General features: G+C 41.9%; 17 protein-coding genes and 1 tRNA gene. 4 read left to right on the top strand and 14 right to left on the bottom strand.

Going from position 1 to position 17,927, the window contains the following annotated elements:
- Positions 1–80 precede the first annotated feature (80 nt).
- Positions 81–2,216: a DPP IV N-terminal domain-containing protein gene (locus O9316_RS02725; protein WP_298203689.1), complete on the top strand. Its 2,136-nt coding sequence runs from the start codon at positions 81–83 to the stop codon at positions 2,214–2,216.
- A 272-nt stretch (positions 2,217–2,488) separates the two neighbouring features.
- Here O9316_RS02725 and O9316_RS02720 read toward each other — a convergent pair whose 3' ends face one another.
- The 10 genes from O9316_RS02720 to tgt form a co-directional block, all read right to left on the bottom strand.
- Positions 2,489–3,754, bottom strand: coding sequence for an asparagine synthetase B (locus tag O9316_RS02720; protein ID WP_298346938.1), 1,266 nt, complete (start codon positions 3,752–3,754; stop codon positions 2,489–2,491).
- Positions 3,755–4,111: 357 nt separating this feature from the next.
- Entirely contained in the window at positions 4,112–4,777 is a 666-nt protein-coding gene (locus O9316_RS02715; RefSeq protein WP_298203691.1) for a response regulator transcription factor, read from the bottom strand.
- Positions 4,767–5,567, bottom strand: a complete 801-nt coding sequence (locus tag O9316_RS02710) for a sensor histidine kinase (protein WP_298203692.1) — start codon at positions 5,565–5,567, stop codon at positions 4,767–4,769. The genes O9316_RS02715 and O9316_RS02710 overlap by 11 nt, the downstream gene beginning before the upstream one ends.
- Positions 5,548–6,189: a hypothetical protein gene (locus O9316_RS02705; protein WP_298203693.1), complete on the bottom strand. Its 642-nt coding sequence runs from the start codon at positions 6,187–6,189 to the stop codon at positions 5,548–5,550. Before O9316_RS02705 ends, O9316_RS02710 begins: the two co-directional genes overlap by 20 nt.
- Before the next feature lie 3 nt (positions 6,190–6,192).
- The gene (locus O9316_RS02700) at positions 6,193–6,510 is read right to left on the bottom strand and encodes a hypothetical protein (RefSeq protein ID WP_298203694.1); all 318 of its coding nucleotides are present in this window, start codon (positions 6,508–6,510) and stop codon (positions 6,193–6,195) included.
- 84 nt (positions 6,511–6,594) lie between these two features.
- Entirely contained in the window at positions 6,595–8,139 is a 1,545-nt protein-coding gene (gene dnaB / locus O9316_RS02695) for a replicative DNA helicase (protein ID WP_298203695.1), read from the bottom strand.
- A 142-nt stretch (positions 8,140–8,281) separates the two neighbouring features.
- Positions 8,282–9,235 (bottom strand): acetyl-CoA carboxylase carboxyltransferase subunit alpha, encoded by a 954-nt coding sequence (locus tag O9316_RS02690; protein WP_298203696.1) that lies wholly within the window; start codon positions 9,233–9,235, stop codon positions 8,282–8,284.
- A 93-nt stretch (positions 9,236–9,328) separates the two neighbouring features.
- The gene (locus tag O9316_RS02685) at positions 9,329–10,207 is read right to left on the bottom strand and encodes a DMT family transporter (protein WP_298203697.1); all 879 of its coding nucleotides are present in this window, start codon (positions 10,205–10,207) and stop codon (positions 9,329–9,331) included.
- Positions 10,194–11,276 carry an LptF/LptG family permease gene (locus O9316_RS02680; RefSeq protein ID WP_298203698.1) on the bottom strand — a complete coding sequence of 361 codons (1,083 nt, stop codon included), beginning with the start codon at positions 11,274–11,276 and terminating at the stop codon, positions 10,194–10,196. Before O9316_RS02680 ends, O9316_RS02685 begins: the two co-directional genes overlap by 14 nt.
- The gene (tgt, locus tag O9316_RS02675; protein WP_298203699.1) at positions 11,276–12,406 is read right to left on the bottom strand and encodes a tRNA guanosine(34) transglycosylase Tgt; all 1,131 of its coding nucleotides are present in this window, start codon (positions 12,404–12,406) and stop codon (positions 11,276–11,278) included. The genes O9316_RS02680 and tgt overlap by 1 nt, the downstream gene beginning before the upstream one ends.
- Positions 12,407–12,562: 156 nt before the next feature.
- On the opposite strand from tgt, the gene O9316_RS02670 reads away from it, so the two are divergent.
- The 3 genes from O9316_RS02670 (at position 12,563) to O9316_RS02660 (ending at position 15,732) form a co-directional block, all read left to right on the top strand.
- The gene (locus O9316_RS02670) at positions 12,563–13,789 is read left to right on the top strand and encodes a TlpA disulfide reductase family protein (RefSeq protein ID WP_298203700.1); all 1,227 of its coding nucleotides are present in this window, start codon (positions 12,563–12,565) and stop codon (positions 13,787–13,789) included.
- 130 nt (positions 13,790–13,919) lie between these two features.
- Positions 13,920–14,765: a transketolase gene (locus tag O9316_RS02665; RefSeq protein WP_298203701.1), complete on the top strand. Its 846-nt coding sequence runs from the start codon at positions 13,920–13,922 to the stop codon at positions 14,763–14,765.
- Positions 14,766–14,778: 13 nt separating this feature from the next.
- Complete coding sequence (locus O9316_RS02660; protein WP_298203702.1) at positions 14,779–15,732, top strand: transketolase C-terminal domain-containing protein; 954 nt, start codon at positions 14,779–14,781, stop codon at positions 15,730–15,732.
- A 244-nt stretch (positions 15,733–15,976) separates the two neighbouring features.
- Here the strand turns inward: O9316_RS02660 and O9316_RS02655 are convergent.
- The 4 genes from O9316_RS02655 to O9316_RS02640 all read right to left on the bottom strand — a co-directional run bounded on the left by O9316_RS02655 (position 15,977) and on the right by O9316_RS02640 (position 17,927).
- Positions 15,977–16,050 (bottom strand) — tRNA-Thr (locus O9316_RS02655).
- A 78-nt stretch (positions 16,051–16,128) separates the two neighbouring features.
- Positions 16,129–16,395: a hypothetical protein gene (locus O9316_RS02650; RefSeq protein ID WP_073363939.1), complete on the bottom strand. Its 267-nt coding sequence runs from the start codon at positions 16,393–16,395 to the stop codon at positions 16,129–16,131.
- Between the two features lie 53 nt (positions 16,396–16,448).
- Positions 16,449–17,411: a type I phosphomannose isomerase catalytic subunit gene (locus O9316_RS02645; protein ID WP_298203703.1), complete on the bottom strand. Its 963-nt coding sequence runs from the start codon at positions 17,409–17,411 to the stop codon at positions 16,449–16,451.
- A 60-nt stretch (positions 17,412–17,471) separates the two neighbouring features.
- Positions 17,472–17,927, bottom strand: a complete 456-nt coding sequence (locus O9316_RS02640; RefSeq protein ID WP_298203704.1) for a peroxiredoxin — start codon at positions 17,925–17,927, stop codon at positions 17,472–17,474.

The following is a 17,927-nucleotide window of genomic DNA, read 5'->3' as shown; positions in this document are numbered from 1 at the left end:
TTTTTTTGCTGATTCGCGCCTAGTGGCAGTAGGGAGTTCCCCATGAAATCCGTATTTTTACCCCACAAACCTCTATACTCATGAAGAAAAAATTTGGAATTGTATTGGGATGGCTCTTGGTTTTTGGCTGGAGTTCGGCCCAATTAAAAACAATCACGTTGGAAGAGAGCGTCTTGCAACAAAATCGAAAATTTGGGGCCGATCGCATGACGGGATTTCAATGGATCCCCGGGTCAACGGATTATGTTTATTACACTAATACGTGGACAAAAATGATGCAGGCGTCAGCAACGCGTACTGAAGCCAAAGAAGGCATAACGCTAGCGGAACTCAATGCCGCTTTAGGAACTAAAATCACTAATTTCTTTGGCCTTCAATGGATCGATAATAGTCATATTTTGGTTACCGAAAATGGGAAGTATTACCAATACAATCGCGGGACAAAATCGGGAAAACTTCTCTTTTCCCTTCCTGAAGAAGCCGAAAACACAACTCCAGATGCGGCAAAACAAAAAATAGCCTACACCAAAGGCAACAATCTTTATTTGCAAACAGGTTCACAAGAAATTGCCGTAACCCAAGAGTCGTCGGTAGGCATGGTGTCGGGACAATCCATTTCGCGGAATGAGTTTGGGATAAGTGGAGGAATTTTTTGGTCACCCAAAAGCACTTTCCTTGCCTTTTACCAAAAAGACGAAACCCAAGTGGCAGACTATTCGTTATTGGACATGACCCAAACGCCAGGAAAATTAATGCCTATCAAGTATCCGATGGCGGGACAAGCGTCAGAGCAAGTGCGCGTAGGAATTTATCATTTGGCTTCGGGTAAAACCGTTTTTATTCGTCCAAAAAGTGGGGGATTGAATGATTACATGACCAATCTTTCATGGACACCGGATGAAAAATATGTTTTAATTGCCGAATTAAACCGCGGGCAAAATTCGATGCATTTGAACCTCTATGAAGCCGCTACGGGCTCTTTTGTGCGCACGTTGATTCAGGAAACCCATGAGCGTTGGGTGGAACCCGAGCATGAGGCTTTTTTCCCTTCGGCGCAATCAACTAATTTCATTTGGTTTAGCGAACGTGATGGATTTCAAAACTTGTATTATTACGATATAAACGGGAAATTGATACAACAATTAACGCAAAACAAATTTCCTACCCGCGAAATCATCGGAGCGAATTCTGCTGGCACCGTGGTGTACTTTAAAGCGACAGGCGAACAGGGCACCAATATGCTCTTGTATAAGGTAACTGTAAAAGGAAAGCAAACCTTAGTATCTACTACCCTTGGGGTTCACAACGGTATTTTATCGCCCGATGGACAGTGGTTGTTTGACGAATATTCCAATGCAACAACGCCTTCCCAATCGGTACTTTGGAATGCCAAAGGAAAGGCAACGGTGTTAATGACCAGCAGCAACAAATATGAGGGGTATGCAATAGGCAGTGCCGAAATCAATACGATAAAAGCTGCCGATGGTACTACTGATTTATTTACACGGTTGATCAAGCCGAGTAATTTTGATCCTTCCAAAAAATATCCCGTGTTGGTTTACGTGTACGGGGGACCGCATGCACAAATGATTACCAACTCCTACCTATTAGGAGCCAATTTATGGATGTATTGGATGGCTGAACAAGGGTATTTGGTATTTACGGTAGACAACCGCGGCTCGGACAATCGGGGCTTTGCGTTTGAAAGTGTCATTCACCGCAATTTGGGGAATCATGAAATGGCCGATCAATTGAAGGGGGTTGAATACTTAAAGACCTTACCGTATGTGGATGCCAATCGATTGGCGGTACATGGGTGGAGTTATGGCGGTTTTATGACAACCTCGTTATTGTTGCGTCACCCCAATGTTTTTAAAGTAGGGGTTGCCGGCGGCCCTGTGATTGATTGGAAATGGTATGAAGTGATGTATGGGGAACGCTATATGGACACGCCCGAGGAAAATCCTGAGGGCTACACAACGGCCAATGTGAGTCAATACGCTAAAAATTTGACCGGAAAGTTATTGCTGATTCACGGCACTTCGGATGATGTGGTGGTGGAGCAACATAATTTGGCTTTGGTTAAAAAATTGATTGAAGCGGGCAAACAAGCCGACTACTTCCCCTACCCGATGCACAAACACAATGTAACGGGGAAAGATCGAGTGCATTTGATGACCAAAGTGCTGCATTATATTCTTGAAAATAACAAATAGTAAAATTTCAAATTCCAATTATAAAATTGGAAATTCCAATAATAAAAACCCAGATTCCACATTGTATTTCCAACGGAATTTGGGTTTTTTTATGCCTTTGAAAAACAGCATGCCCTTACTAGCCCCGGTAGAGCCCTTGTTGGAGCTCTTGTAGCGCAGCGGAAAAGCGACGGGCGAAAACGGGAGGAGGGTACTTTTGAAAACGATACAGGTGCTCCTAAAAATCAACCGTGAAAACTTACGGTAAAACCGTACGCCATTGTGCGTTTCTGCTATGTTTTTTGCTTTTTCTTCTTGGCGGCGGGAAATAGAACGTTGTTGAGAATCAAACGAAATCCGGGTGAGGTGGGATGCAGGTCCAATACGGTAGGTTCGTCGCCCACTTGATGGCGGTAATCTTCGGGATCGTGCCCCCCGAAAAACGTGAAAAAGCCTTTCCCCTTTTGGCCGTGTATGTAGCGGGCTTCTTCATTTATTTGGCATTCGCCCAAGACCAGGACATTGGATTTGATATTCGTGCGGTCGAATGCGGTCGTTTGACCCATAAATCCTTTGACCAGTTGGGTATGGTTTTGGCATAACATGCTCGGAATCACGTCCCATTTGGCAGAGTATTCCATCAAGGTAAAATAGTCTTTTTCAAAAGGTACGCGTCGTTTTTCGGTCATATCGATATCGGAGAACTCGTAGCGTTCAGGGCGGCGTTCGAGGATAAAATCTTTGAACGCAAAAGTGCGCGTATAATCGATACGTGCTTGGTAGTTGGGATCGCTGTCATCGCCATCAAACATGGGTTCACAAATATCAACGCCTTCGGCTGCCAGAGCAATATCAAAACTGTCTGTAGCTGAGCACATGGCAAACATGAAACCACCGCCGATAACGAAATCGCGTATTTTTTTGGCAACGGCCAATTTCGCTTCAGAAACTTTGGTGAATCCCAATTTGGCAGCAAGTACTTCAGCCTCGCGCTTTTGTTCGATATACCAGGGAGCATTGCGGTAAGCGCCATAGAATTTACCGTATTGGCCCGAGAAATCCTCATGGTGTAAGTGCAACCAATCGTAAAAAAGCAATTGATCCGTGAGCACTTCTTCGTCATAAATGGGTGTAAAAGGAATTTCGGCATACGTGAGCACCATGGTTACGGCATCGTCCCAGGGTTGTTTGCCTTTGGGGGTGTAGACTGCTATTTTGGGTGCTTTTTCCAAAACAACCGTTTCCATGTTTTGGGAGGGACTCGAAATTTCTTCCAGAATTTGATTGGCTTCGCCGTCGGAGAGGATTTCAAAGCTCACCCCGCGAATCTGACATTCTTTGCGAATTTCGGGCGCATCGGGAAGTAGAAAAGAGCCCCCACGATAGTTAAGGAGCCAGCTAGCTTTATAGTCTTTGGACAGTACCCAATACGTAATCCCATAGGCTTTGAGATGGTTTTTTTGCGACACATCGTCCATGGGTAAAAGAATAAAATTGGCGTAAACCTGCCCTAAACAAAGTAAAAACAACCCTACACAAATTGAGCCCCAATTTTTCATAGCAGTACTTCTAAATTTGTTTCGAATTTACAGTTTTCTCTGCTATTTAAGCAACAAAGATTTGTTAATTCTAGAAACATACAAAACACGTAAAAATACGTATAGGTAATAAAAACACGAATTGTAATTTTGAATCATGACTAACAACCCAACCGCATTTGTAATGAAAAACGCCATGAAAAATATGAGCGTAGGCACCAAACTAGGTTTGAGCTGCATACTCATCTTACTATTGGTCTATTTAATTTTATCGGTTAATTTTTTACTGAGTTAACGCTCCTATCGCCCATTCTCAAGTAATGTTGTACGCCAAAACCGATACTATGCAACACCGATTCCTAGTAGTCGGTGTTTTTTTTACAACCCCTCGAGTGTGACAATTTTGTTTTGAATGGCATAAACGACCAAGCCTGCTATGTTGCGTGATTCGGTTTTCAGCAGCAGATTATTGCGGTGTCCTTCGACGGTACGGGGACTGATAAACAGTTTATCCGCAATTTCTTGGGTGTTGAATTGTTGACAAAGCAATTGCAAAACTTCCCGTTCGCGGTTGGTTAAATCATCGGTGGCAAATCGCAATCGGGGCGTTTGCGTAACGATATCTTGTTGAATAACTTCGAGGACTTCGGGCGTGTAGTAAAATCCTTTTTCATAAACTTGTCGTAGGGTTTCGACCATTAGAGCGGGGGAAGCATTTTTGACCAAATAAGCAGAGGCGCCCACATGCAACATATTGGCAATGAAGGCACGGGTATGGTAACTCGTTAATGCAATGGTTTTTATAACCGGAAAGGCTTTGTGAACCATCCGCGTAGCTTCGACTCCATTAACGTCTGGCATTTTTAAATCCATTAAAATGATATCGGGATAGGTATCGGTATTTTCTAGAAAATCCAGTACTTGTTGCCCGTTGGACGCTTCAAAAATTACCTCCATGTCGGACTCGCGTTGCAGTAAAAAATACAAGCCTTTTCGGAACAACTCCTCGTCATCCGCGAGTAGAATTTTTATTTTATTTTTCATTTGGAAACGTAATTTGATAATGTACTCCTTGACCGGGTTGTGCCTTCAAGGTAAGCGCTCCATGAAGGAGCCCCACGCGACTTTCAATATTGCGCAAGCCAATTCCTTTGCGTACTTTGGGATCATTGACCTCAAATCCGCACCCATTGTCACGGTAATCCAACCGCCAATGCGTCGCAAGCATTTCAACATGGATAAGTACTTCGGACGCTTTTCCATGGCGAACGGAATTGTGCAACAACTCTTGTAGAATACGAAAAACAGGCAATTGCTTTTCGGAAGATAAGCTATCAAAGGAGCCTTCGCCTGTGCGAGAAACACTTACTTTTTGTGTGGTATTGTATTCCAAGACCAATTCGTCAACGCCCGCTTGTAGTCCAAATTTTTCCAACACTGGAGGCAACAAATCGTGGGCGATACGTCGTGCACTTTCTAATGCTTTGCTGGTAAGCTTTTCGATATTTTCCATGATTTCAAACCGTTCATTTTCCTCTAAATTGGGTGTTTTGAGTAAATGGGTATGCAGGGTAACCACGTTGAGCTTGGAACTAATGTCATCGTGTAGGTCTTGCGCAATTCGTTTTCGCTCTTCCTCTTGGGTAAATAGTACCGCCTGCAACAAGGCTTTTTGATGATTGACTTCTAATTCCCGTTTTTCAATTTCTTTGGCCACGATTTTTTTTCGGGAAAAATAAAAAAACAAGATAAGTACTATCGCCATGGACAAAAACGCGAGAAATGTCCACACAATGGTTTGCACAACGGTTGATTCACTCCACGTTAGTTCCATAATTTAATTTAAAAAGTTGATACACTTGATAGGCCATGAGCATTTGAAAAACGGTGTATAAAAAGAGATTGAATCCCGAAATGAGCCAAAAAGGAAAATCGTACGCTATTTTCACCATTAAAAAATGGGCTAAAAATAAGGCCGCACTCCCCATAACATACAAAACAACGCCTAAAGTAAAATAGTAAAAAGTTTTATCCCCATCCAACATTTGGTACAGATGCCATGTAGCATAAATGACAATAGGCATCGATAACAAGTAAATTTCAACGGGATTAAAATCGTGAAATAGTTGAGGGTTTACGAGATAAGGCACCCCATTTACGAGTAGGATCACGGGAACCATAATTTGAATCCAGCGCCTATTTTTGGCCTTATCAAGTACTGTAAAATAAAATCCTGAAAGCAGTAAAAATTGGAATATAAAATAAAAATGCGACAAAAACAGGTTGTGAATCCCAAGGGAAGAAAGTGCTTTGTTTAACGTTTCAATCACCCCCATTGTTGTCGCATAAATCGTGAGCCATTGTAGTGCGCGGGATGTTTTAAAAAAACGAACCCACAACACCAAAATGACTCCGATTTGGATTAAATAATAAAGTTGTTTAATAAAAATGAGCATTCATTACCCCATTAACGGACTGGTATAATCGCAGTTTTTGGGACAGGGTGAGGTCATATCATAAACGTACAATCCTTGATCGTAATTGATTAAATCGACCCCATTTTTATCAACCCCAACAATCATCAGCTTGGGATTGCCGGTGTCATCAATACCCAAATAAGCGCGAAGATTTTCAACATTGGGTTCGTTGAGCACTTGCGTAACGTCAATTTCGGGAATCAAAAACGCTTTGATATCTACAGAGCTGGCTTCTTGCCAACGTTTGGCCCAGGTTTGTGCTTGTGTCAAAGGAATGACATTTACGGGTTCAGCTTTCATATGTTTTAGGGTTTTTAGTTTGATGACATAAATATAACTTTTTGGGCAAAAAAAACAGGTATTTCTACCTGTTTTCGCTAATTTTTAAAAAGGAACATCACTATCGTCCTCGAGCGAAGGTGGCGGTCCACCGAAGGCGTCGTTGGGTGAAGGCAGATTTTTGGTGAAAAACGGATTATCATCGGCATTCATTTTGGACGGTAAATCACTAAAACCACTGGCAAAATCATCAAGGTTATCAAATTTACCGAGGTTTCCTATAAATTTCAAGCGAATATTTTCCAACGAACCGTTACGGTGTTTTGCAATGATAAATTCCGCTTGTCCTTGTGTGGGGGATTGTTCATCATCATCCCATTCTTCAATTTTATAATATTCAGGTCGATAAATAAACGATACGATATCGGCATCTTGCTCAATAGCTCCCGATTCACGTAGGTCCGAAAGCAAGGGCCGCTTGCTTGAACCCCGCGTTTCAACGGCACGGGATAATTGTGATAGTGCAATTACGGGAACATCCAATTCTTTGGCCAAGGCTTTTAAATTTCGTGAAATGGTAGAAATTTCTTGTTCGCGATTTCCACCGCCTTTGCCTGCACCCCCCGCAGTCATTAATTGTAAGTAATCGATAATGATAAGTTTAATGCCGTGTTGTGAGGCCAACCGTCGCGCTTTGGCGCGCAAATCAAAAATCGACAACGATGGGGTGTCGTCAATATAGAGCGGTGCTTTTTCCAAATCGCGCACTTTGACACTCAACTGCTCCCACTCGTGTTTTTCTAATTTCCCTGTACGTAATTTCTCGGAAGACAAACCGGTTTCGGAGGAAATCAAACGGGTAATCAACTGAACGGAGGACATTTCGAGCGAAAATACAGCTACTGGACTTTGGGAATCGATAGCAATGTTTCGGGCCATCGACAATACAAAAGCTGTTTTTCCCATCCCAGGACGTGCTGCGATAATAATCAAATCGGAGGGTTGCCAACCGGAGGTAACTTGATCGAGTTTGTGGAATCCGGTAGGGACGCCGCTCAATCCTTCTTTATTGGAAATTTCTTCGATGCGTTTTTTGGCTTGCATCACCAAACTTTGCGCTGTTTCGGAGCTGCGCTTGATATTGCCTTGGGTAACTTCATACAATTTGGACTCGGCCATATCAAGCAAATCGAAAACGTCCGTTGCGTCTTCGTAGGCTTCTTCAATAATATCGGAAGAGATTTTGATGAGCGAACGTTGAATATATTTCTGGAGAATGATGCGTGAGTGGAACTCAATATGCGCCGAAGAAGAAATCTTTTGCGTAAGCTGAATAAGGTAAAAATCACCGCCTGCCATTTCCAACTTCCCGTTTTTCTTTAGTTGAGCCGAAACGGTTAATAAGTCTATGGGTTGGGAATCGGTAAAGAGTTGGAAAATAGCTTCAAAAATGAATTTATGTGCTTCTTTGTAAAAAGCATCGGGCTGCAGGATATCAATGACCTCATCGACTCCTTTTTTATCAATCATCATCGCCCCTAAAACCGCCTCTTCCAAGTCCAATGCTTGCGGCGGAAGTTTCCCTTTTTCTAACGTAATTAAGGTTGTTTTATCCACCTTTACGGGGTTAATATTGCGTAAATTTTCCATAAAGCGAATGTAACCAATTCTACTAAAAACCGGAGGAGGATTTATTACCACCACCTTGTTTATAACTCCTAATATTTTGTTAACAACACAAAAAAAATCCGAAACCACGGGCTTCGGATTAAGGGTATTGTATCCTTCTTTTTTACTCTTTAAACTCGCCCATCTTGCTGTACTTGTCCATTCTATTGGCTACAAGCTCGGATGTTGATAATTCTTTGAGTTCTTGGAAGGCATTTAAAATATATTCCTTCACTGTTGCAAATGTCGTTGCTTTGTCGTAGTGGGCTCCACCGAGTGGTTCGGGAATAACATCGTCGACCAACTTTTGTTTTTTCATGTCGGTCGATGTCAGTTTCAACGCCTCCGCAGCTTTCTCTTTATAATCCCAACTTTTCCACAAAATGGACGAACAGGATTCGGGAGAAATTACGGAATACCATGTATTTTCCAACATGAATACGCGGTCTCCTACACCAATTCCTAAGGCCCCTCCAGAAGCGCCTTCGCCAATGATGACGCAAATGATAGGCACTTGTAAGCGTGACATTTCAAAGATATTTCGGGCAATAGCCTCCCCTTGTCCACGTTCTTCTGCTTCCATCCCCGGATACGCCCCAGGGGTATCAATAAAGGTGATTACAGGAATACCGAACTTCTCAGCCATTTTCATCAAACGTAGTGCTTTGCGATACCCTTCAGGATTGGCCATCCCGAAATTGCGGTATTGACGCATTTTGGTATTAATCCCTTTTTGTTGACCGATGAGCATAAAAGACTGTCCGCCTATTTTCCCTAAGCCGCCTATCATGGCTTTATCATCTTTAAAATTACGGTCGCCAAAGAGTTCTAAGAACGTGCCGTCGGTGAGCGTAGTGATGTATTCTAACGTATATGGACGGTTGGGATGACGCGAAAGTTGCACGCGTTGCCAAGCGGTTAGATTCTTATATATTTTCTTTTTGGTTTCTTCTAATTTCTTTTCGATTTGTTTGCAGGTATTCGTAACATCCACATTGGACTCCTGACCAATAAGCTCACATTTTTCTAATTGGTCTTCCAATTCTTTAATGGGAAGCTCAAAATCTAAATACTCCATACAATATAGGGTTTAGTAAAAGTTCGAAATACAAAGATAGGGGTTTCCTTTTTTTGAGGAAATAAAAAAAAGGGATTAATTGTAAACAATACGCTAGGAAGTTGTGCGCGATTTCAGAATCCCATTGGCGATAACCGTGACCAAAATAATTACCGCGCCCAAATAAAAGGTGCCACTCATAGTTTCAGTTTCTTCAAAAAGAAGCATGGCTAAGATAATGCCGTAAACGGGTTCTAAGTTGATGGTAAGCATCACCGTGTAAGCATCCAACACCCGAAGTAAAGCGGTAGAAGCAATCATAGCAAAAGCGGTACATACGGAACTGAGCAACAGTAAATAGCCTAAATCGCTCCATGATAACTGGAAAAAAGTAGCGGTAAAACTGCCTGATATTCCCAATAAAATGGAAAAAAACAATACGCCTCCCAACAATTCAAACAGGGTAATGACTACGGGTTCATGACGGGCGACCCAACGGGAATTTAGTACCGCAAATAAAGCCGACAAAAAGGCAGAGAGTAAGGCCAAAACGATACCCGTTATAAAATGAGTTTCTACTTTAAAAATCAAGGCCAATCCTCCGATGACCAACAATCCAAAGAAAAGCTCATAACGCACCATCTTTTTTGGGGTGAAAAGGGGTTCCAACAAAGAGGTAAAAAAAGCACCTGTTGACAAACACGCTAGGGTTACCGAAACATTTGAGACTTTAATCGCTTTAAAAAACGTAAACCAATGCAACGCAATCACCACTCCAGCGCCAAGAAAAATGGGAATCATAGAGCGGGAATGCCGCCACGAGATTTTTTGATACACTACATAAGCCCCAATAAAAAAAACGGCAAACAACATGCGAAACCATACCAGAGCCAACGCATCCAACGTAATGAGCTTCCCAATTATGGCCGTAAATCCCCAGATGAATACAATGAGGTGCAGTAGTAGGAGACTTCTAAATTTATCGTTTGGCATTGCGCAATAAGTAAAGAGCTAAAATACCAAAAATCATATTGGGTAACCAAACCAAAAGCATGGGAGGGGCACTGGATTTCTCGGCCAAAACTCCAAAAACCTTGTCCATAAAGACAAAAGCAAAAGCAATGACAATTCCAATCACCAAATTGATTCCCATACCGCCACGCCGTTTCATGGAAGAGACGGCCACGGCAATCACCGTTAAAATGAAAGCGGAAACCGGTACACTGTATTTTTTGTACAACACTACCAAATAGGTATTCATATTGGCGGAGCCTCGCTTTTTCTCTTTCTCGATAAACTTTACTAAATCAAAGTAATTTAAGGTCTCTGCAACATAAACCGTTGGGGTCAATTCATCAACATCAAATTGAAGTACGGTGTCTTTGCGCGTGCCAATTTCGAGCACATCATTGAGGGCACCTACTTTTCGTTTTTTATATTCAAATAGCGAATAGGTGCTGTCGTTCTCATTGAATTTGATCCGATCGGCGGTAATTTTGTAGACTAAGGAATCGCCTTTAAACCGTTCCATGGAAAACTTAAACCCTAGTTTGCTATCGGGATTGTACGAACTCACATAAATATATTCGTTATCGCTGATTTGTCGGTACACATCCGAATTGTCCCGCATCTCATTTTGACCATTTCCAATCAAATACATGAATCGAAAGGTTTTGAACCCCTCACTAGCCTTGGGCACCAAAAAGAATCCCATGAGCAATGCAAAAACCGATACCATGGCTGCCCCTATCAAATAGGGGCGTAAAAAACGAGTAAAGGAAATGCCCGAACTCAAGATGGCAATAACTTCAGTGTTGTTGGCTAATTTGGAGGTAAACCAAATGATGGATAAAAAGAGAAATATTGGAAACAATAAATTGGCAAAATAAATGGTAAAATCGACATAGTACTGAGCAATCGCAGGAAAAGGAACGCGATTTTCAATCATTTTGTTGACTTTTTCGGCTACGTCAATGGTTATCCCAATGGGAATGAATAGCAACAGCATGGTGGCAAAAGTCACCAAGTACCGTTTTAAGATGTAGCGATCAATAATTTTCATTACAAACGTTGACTCATTTGTTGTACCATTTTATTTTTCCATTCCCTGAAATCCCCAGCAATGATGTGTTTTCGGGCTTCACGAACCAACCAAAGGTAGAATCCTAAATTGTGAATTGTGGCAATTTGTTTGCCCAAGTATTCATTGGCGGCAAACAAGTGACGAAGGTAGGCTTTGGAGTATTCGGTATCGACAAAGGTAATTCCCATTTCGTCAATAGGAGAAAAATCGTCTTCCCACTTTTTATTTTTAATATTGATTACCCCGTGGGCCGTAAACAACATTCCGTTACGGGCATTGCGTGTAGGCATCACACAGTCAAACATATCAATTCCCAAGGCAATATTTTCCAAAATATTAATAGGCGTACCCACCCCCATTAAATAACGGGGTTTGTCTTTCGGAAGTACAGCCGTCACCACTTCGGTCATGGCATACATTTCTTCAGCCGGTTCGCCTACGGACAATCCTCCAATAGCATTTCCTTCTGCGCCTACATTGGCAATGTATTCGGCCGACATTTGACGTAAATCTTTGTACGTACTGCCTTGAACAATAGGAAATAAGGTTTGTTCATACCCATATTTTGGGGGAAGCGTTTTCAAATGCGCCACACAGCGATCCAACCAACGGTGGGTCATGTGCATACTCCGTTTGGCATAGCGGTAATCACACGGATAAGGCGTACATTCGTCAAAAGCCATGATAATATCGGCGCCGATGGTACGTTGAATTTCCATGACATTTTCGGGAGAGAAAAAATGGTAGGAACCATCGATATGCGATTTAAATTTCACCCCTTCTTCTTTGATTTTACGATTGGCAGAGAGGGAATACACTTGGTACCCACCACTATCGGTCAAAATATTTCGATCCCAATTCATGAACTTGTGCAAGCCTCCAGCTTTTTCTAAAATATCCAACTGGGGACGCAAGTATAAATGGTACGTATTTCCTAAAATAATATCGGGATTAATATCGTCCCTGAGTTCGCGTTGATGCACCCCTTTTACCGAAGCTACGGTGCCTACAGGCATAAAAATAGGGGTTTCAATGACGCCATGGTCTGTGGTAATTTTACCCGCACGGGCTTGGGATTGTGGATCGGTATGCAGTAACTCAAATTTCATTGAAAGGTATTTCAGCCGACAAAGATACTTTTTTTTGGGAAAGGGCTGGAGGGATTAAGATTTCCTTAGCGAAGATAAAAATTCACCCTAGTGGCAAAAAAATAGAACCTGTTATACTAAATTGTGTGAATTGAAGTTATCCAAAAAACGAAATCTATGCATAAAAAATTGCTCTTCTTCCTATTTTGTTTAGTTCATATCACAAGTGTAGCGCAAGTATTCGAAAAAATTGGACAAAAAACCCCCACTCCAACAGTCACAGATTACATTCTCAACACCCCTAAGAACAAATCGTTAAAGGGAAAATATTTGGTTATCGAGTTTTGGGCAACTTGGTGTGCGCCTTGTTTGGCAGCTGTGCCGCACATGAATGCGTTACAGGAAAAATTTCAAAAAAACAAAGAGGTCATGTTTCTATCAATGACCTATGAAACACCGGTGAAAGCGCTACATACAACTAAACGAATTGATTTTAAAACCGTTGTTGTCTCAGACCAAAGCAAAAAAACACACCAACAATTGGGTATTGAACAAGAGGGAATGATGCTTATACCACAAACCGTTGTTATTCACCCTGACTCCACTATTCTTTGGATTGGTGCTCCAGAGGCTTTGACTGAAACTATTTTAGAACAACTTTTACTAGGGAAATCAATTGAAGAGAAACCATTTACCCCTTCCCCTGAAGCTCTGGAAGAACAAAAAAAGTTTATAGAAGAAATGGAGCGATCAAATGTCTGGTTTGAGCGCCTAACCGATACCAATACCAAATCGCTATTTGCATTACTTCCACAAAATTCAAATAGTTCGTATGTACGTCACAACAAAAGCGTACTCAACGGATTAAATAAAGGAGTCTACTACTGTACGAACCATAGTTTGGCGGAGATTTTTGGAGTACTCTTTGAAAAACCTTTGGCTGAAATTTATGATGATTGCAACCCAACTGCAAACTATTTTTCATTGTATTACAAATTCAAAAATCATACGGACAAAGAAAAAAGTGTGGCACATTTGACAGATTTGATTCAAAAATCGCTTGGGATAACCCTAGTACATGAATCTAAGACACTTGATGGGTATTACATTCATATAAAAGATACCTCTAAACTCATTATCAATACTAATCCCGAGGAGAATCATTCTGGAAATACGGAATCGCTGTTAATTTTTTCTCAAACCAAAATAACAACGGTTACCAACGATTTATGGGAACGAATGGGTGAGCGGTTTTATGCTGATCCACGTTTAAATAGTACTTATGATTTCATACTTGATTACTCTTCAATGGATGCCCTAAAAAAATCATTGGCCTTTTATGGTTTAGAATTGGTACGAAAACCAATAACCTTTGAAGCAATTACGCTTAAATGTATGGACTAAAATTTGGGCATTAATCCTTAAATTACATTGCTTGATATGTGATTTGACTTCCATAGAAGAAACATCCCTCTTCAATTTGTGTAACCCACAGAATCGGTGTACTTTTGTGCCACATTTTAATACCACAACAATGTCTAACATGCAACAACTACACGATTTAACAACACAAGTACGCCGCGACATCCTTCGAATGGTACATGCTGTAAATTCAGGTCACCCAGGAGGTTCTTTGGGTTGTGCTGAGTTTTTAGTGTGCCTTTTTCAAGAGGTGATGGAGCGCAAAGAAGGATTTGATATGAATGGTATTGGGGAGGATATTTTCTTCCTTTCCAACGGGCATATTTCTCCTGTATTTTACAGTGTACTCGCACGAAGCGGGTATTTTCCTGTAGAAGAATTGGCCACCTTCCGAAAATTAAACTCTCGTCTACAAGGCCACCCTACTACCCACGAAGGACTTCCTGGTATCCGAATGGCTTCAGGATCATTGGGTCAGGGACTTTCGGTTGCCATTGGAGCCGCCGAGGCCAAGAAATTAAACCACGACGACAAACTCGTTTACATTCTAACAGGTGACGGTGAATTACAAGAAGGGCAAAATTGGGAAGCGATCATGTATGCTTCGGCCAAGAAAGTGGACAACCTGATTGCAACGGTGGATTACAACGGGCAACAAATTGACGGTTCAACCCACGATGTGTTGTCGTTGGGAAATTTACGGGCCAAATTTGAAGCCTTTGATTGGGAGGTTTTGGAAATCAAAGAAGGAAACAACATCGAAGCGATTTTAGCCGGGATGAACGAAGCCAAAGCGAAAACAGGAAAAGGGAAACCGGTAGCTGTTTTACTCTACACTGAAATGGGGAATGGCGTCGACTTTATGATGCATACCCACGCTTGGCATGGAAAAGCGCCCAACGATGCGCAACTGGAAAGTGGTTTGGCGCAAAATCCAGCAACCTTAGGAGACTATTAATAGGCAACACATCATGAAAAAATACGAAAATACAGGAAGTAAAGATACCCGCTCCGGATTTGGCGCAGGGATGACCGAATTGGGTCAGAAAAATGAAAATGTAGTCGCTTTATGTGCCGATTTAATTGGCTCGTTAAAGTTTGATGACTTCAAAAAAAACCACCCCGAACGCTTTTTCCAAGTGGGAATTGCTGAGGCCAACATGATTGGTATTGCCGCGGGTTTGACTATTGGTGGGAAAATTCCGTTTACGGGAACCTTTGCCAATTTCTCAACCGGTCGTGTCTATGACCAAATTCGTCAATCGGTAGCCTACTCCGATAAAAATGTCAAGATTTGTGCTTCGCATGCAGGTTTGACCTTAGGGGAAGATGGCGCCACGCACCAAATTCTGGAAGATATCGGTTTGATGAAAATGCTCCCCGGAATGACCGTTATCAATACCTGTGATTATAACCAAACCAAAGCGGCGACGCTGGCCTTGGCCGAACATCATGGCCCAGCTTATTTGCGCTTTGGCCGTCCTGTAGTTCCTAACTTCACTCCTGCTGACGAACCTTTCGTTATTGGAAAAGCAATTCTGTTGAATGAAGGTACCGATGTAACCATTATTGCCACGGGGCATTTGGTTTGGGAAGCTTTAGTGGCAGCAGAAGCTTTGGAAGCCAAAGGAATTTCAGCAGAAGTGATCAACATTCACACGATCAAACCGTTGGATGAAGAAGCGATTTTAAAGTCGGTGGCCAAAACAGGTTGCGTTGTAACGGCTGAGGAACACAACTTCTTGGGGGGCTTGGGCGAGAGTGTGGCACGAACCTTGGTGGTAAACCACCCTGCTCCGCAAGAGTTTGTCGCTGTAAAAGATTCGTTTGGAGAAAGCGGTACACCCGAACAATTGATGGAGAAATATGGCTTAAATAGCACTTCGATTGTGGCCGCTTGTGAAAAGGTAATCGCTCGAAAATAATGTGAAGTAAAGAATAGAATATGATAAAGGCTCCTCAACAGGAGCCTTTGTTGTTGATAGGATAATGAAACTGTAAAGAAACTCCACAGTATTTCTCTTATTACACCATATAAAAAAAGGAACACAGAGGTGTTCCTTCTAAGAGCCGATGGAGGGACTCCCCGAATCCACTAGGTTACTCGGGGTAAATTTCTCGTCCCTAGCACGAATAAAAAAAGGAACACAAAGGTGTTCCTTAAAACTGAGCCGATGGAGGGACTCGAACCCACGACCTGCTGATTACAAATCAGCTGCTCTAGCCAGCTGAGCTACACCGGCGGTGTATTGTGATGCAAATATAAATTTGAATTTGAATTCTCCAAAATATTTCCGTCACTTTTTGGAAAAAAATCAGTCTTACAAAGCGTTGATTTTATCAACCAATTGATTCGCAGTCGCTTCCAATTCTGTATTGATTTGCTTAAAATGCGCTTTTCTATTTTCAACGTTTTTGGCATTCACTTTTGTCATCAAATCATCAAAAGCTACTAAAGCTTCCGTGATAATGGCTTGGGTGGGTTCAGTAGGTTTACCTGCGGTGGTCATTTCCAACAAATAAACGGCTTCAATGATATCGCCCAATACGTAGTTAATGTCTTTTTTTAAGTTTCTTACACTGGCCATAATGCTTGGTATTTTAAATTTGGGCAAAGGTAAGGATTATCTTCGGAATGCAGTTAGGAAATTGTGATTTCTAATAACTCGGCAATGCCCTTCAGTTGTACTGGCCCTAAAGCAGCGGGTAATAAAATCGTTACTCCTTTGGTTATTGGCATTTTTTCATCTCCATACAAAAGGATGCCATCGCCTTCCATGACCATCAGAACGGTAAAGGAATCGTGTGTGCTGTGTAGACTTACTGTATCGGTCAACGGAATAAAGGAAGTTGTAAAATAGGGACAATCCACCATTACGTTAGATTCGTTGCTATTTCTAGAATATGTAATTTTACTGTTGGTTCGCCGATAATTTATTGCCTCAAGCGCTAAATCGGTATGCAGTTCGCGACGATTCCCTTGAACATCCTTACGATCAAAATCATAAATACGGTAGGTGATATCGGAAGTTTGCTGAATTTCGGCAATCAATGTTCCTGCGCCAATGGCATGCACCGTCCCTGTTTCTAGAAAAAAAACATCCCCTTTTTGCACCGAATGTTTCGCCAACAAATCCACTACTTGATGTTGTGACAAGGCAGTTTGATAGGCTTCAGCATTGGAATCTTCTTTGAATCCTACGATCAATTGTGCGCCAGGATCGGCTTGCATCACATACCACATTTCCGTTTTCCCAAACGAATTGTGGCGTTCCTTGGCCAGAGCGTCATTAGGATGGACTTGAATCGATAAGTCCTCATGAGCATCCAAGAATTTGAACAATAAAGGAAATTGATTGCCGAATTGTGCTACTACTTTCTTCCCCAAAACCGCCTCAGGATTGAGGGAAACAACCGTGTTTAAATCGGTGCCTTCCAGCGCTCCATTGGCGATTACACTCACATCGCCTGGAACCGTTGAAAGTTCCCAACTCTCTCCTGAAATCTCAGAAACAATAGGTTTGCGTAAAACGTCGCGCAATTTTGTCCCGCCCCAAATTCGTTCTTTGATGATGGGTTTGAAAACTAAAGGATACCAATGCATAATGTTTGTGTCAATAATACAAAAATAAGGAGATAGTTGTATAAACTAAAATAATAGGGGTTAAACCTTGCTCTTCAGAAAAGCTAAGGCCCGCTCCATGTGACCACTTCCACTTATCGAGTCAAAGATATAGTGTATCTTCTGATCGAGACCGATAACATAGGTCGCACGACCGTCGACCAAGCCCATTAAATCTTTGGGAACACCAAATAAGGTTCGTATTTTCTTTTGGGTATCGGCCAATAAGGTAAACGGAAGTTTGTATTTGCTTTGAAAACGCACATGAGAAGCTACGCCATCGGAACTGACGCCTATCACCACCGCACCTAAATCGGTAAAATCTTGGTAGCGATCGCGAAAAGCACAGGCTTGTGTGGTACATCCCGGGGTATCGTCTTTGGGATAAAAAAAGAGGACTACCCATTGTTTTCCGAAAACCAAAGCGCTATCGAATTGCTCTCCTTGGCTGTCTATTGCTGTAAAATGAGGAACAAGTGAACCCTTTCGTAATGCCAT

The sequence above is a fragment of the Flavobacterium sp. genome (genome assembly GCF_027533505.1).
GTDB lineage: Bacteria > Bacteroidota > Bacteroidia > Flavobacteriales > Flavobacteriaceae > Flavobacterium.
Note: the sequence above shows the minus strand (reverse complement) of the source record. Positions and strands in the feature narration are given on the sequence as shown.

Bases quoted from the DNA above. Each gene is read 5' to 3' on its own strand.
- O9316_RS02725 (WP_298203689.1), top strand. From the start codon at position 81: ATGAAGAAAAAATTTGGAATTGTATTGGGATGGCTCTTGGTTTTTGGC.
- O9316_RS02720 (WP_298346938.1), bottom strand. From the start codon at position 3,754: ATGAAAAATTGGGGCTCAATTTGTGTAGGGTTGTTTTTACTTTGTTTA.
- O9316_RS02715 (WP_298203691.1), bottom strand. From the start codon at position 4,777: ATGAAAAATAAAATAAAAATTCTACTCGCGGATGACGAGGAGTTGTTC.
- O9316_RS02710 (WP_298203692.1), bottom strand. From the start codon at position 5,567: ATGGAACTAACGTGGAGTGAATCAACCGTTGTGCAAACCATTGTGTGG.
- O9316_RS02705 (WP_298203693.1), bottom strand. From the start codon at position 6,189: ATGCTCATTTTTATTAAACAACTTTATTATTTAATCCAAATCGGAGTC.
- O9316_RS02700 (WP_298203694.1), bottom strand. From the start codon at position 6,510: ATGAAAGCTGAACCCGTAAATGTCATTCCTTTGACACAAGCACAAACC.
- dnaB (WP_298203695.1), bottom strand. From the start codon at position 8,139: ATGGAAAATTTACGCAATATTAACCCCGTAAAGGTGGATAAAACAACC.
- O9316_RS02690 (WP_298203696.1), bottom strand. From the start codon at position 9,235: ATGGAGTATTTAGATTTTGAGCTTCCCATTAAAGAATTGGAAGACCAA.
- O9316_RS02685 (WP_298203697.1), bottom strand. From the start codon at position 10,207: ATGCCAAACGATAAATTTAGAAGTCTCCTACTACTGCACCTCATTGTA.
- O9316_RS02680 (WP_298203698.1), bottom strand. From the start codon at position 11,276: ATGAAAATTATTGATCGCTACATCTTAAAACGGTACTTGGTGACTTTT.
- tgt (WP_298203699.1), bottom strand. From the start codon at position 12,406: ATGAAATTTGAGTTACTGCATACCGATCCACAATCCCAAGCCCGTGCG.
- O9316_RS02670 (WP_298203700.1), top strand. From the start codon at position 12,563: ATGCATAAAAAATTGCTCTTCTTCCTATTTTGTTTAGTTCATATCACA.
- O9316_RS02665 (WP_298203701.1), top strand. From the start codon at position 13,920: ATGTCTAACATGCAACAACTACACGATTTAACAACACAAGTACGCCGC.
- O9316_RS02660 (WP_298203702.1), top strand. From the start codon at position 14,779: ATGAAAAAATACGAAAATACAGGAAGTAAAGATACCCGCTCCGGATTT.
- O9316_RS02650 (WP_073363939.1), bottom strand. From the start codon at position 16,395: ATGGCCAGTGTAAGAAACTTAAAAAAAGACATTAACTACGTATTGGGC.
- O9316_RS02645 (WP_298203703.1), bottom strand. From the start codon at position 17,411: ATGCATTGGTATCCTTTAGTTTTCAAACCCATCATCAAAGAACGAATT.
- O9316_RS02640 (WP_298203704.1), bottom strand. From the start codon at position 17,927: ATGGCATTACGAAAGGGTTCACTTGTTCCTCATTTTACAGCAATAGAC.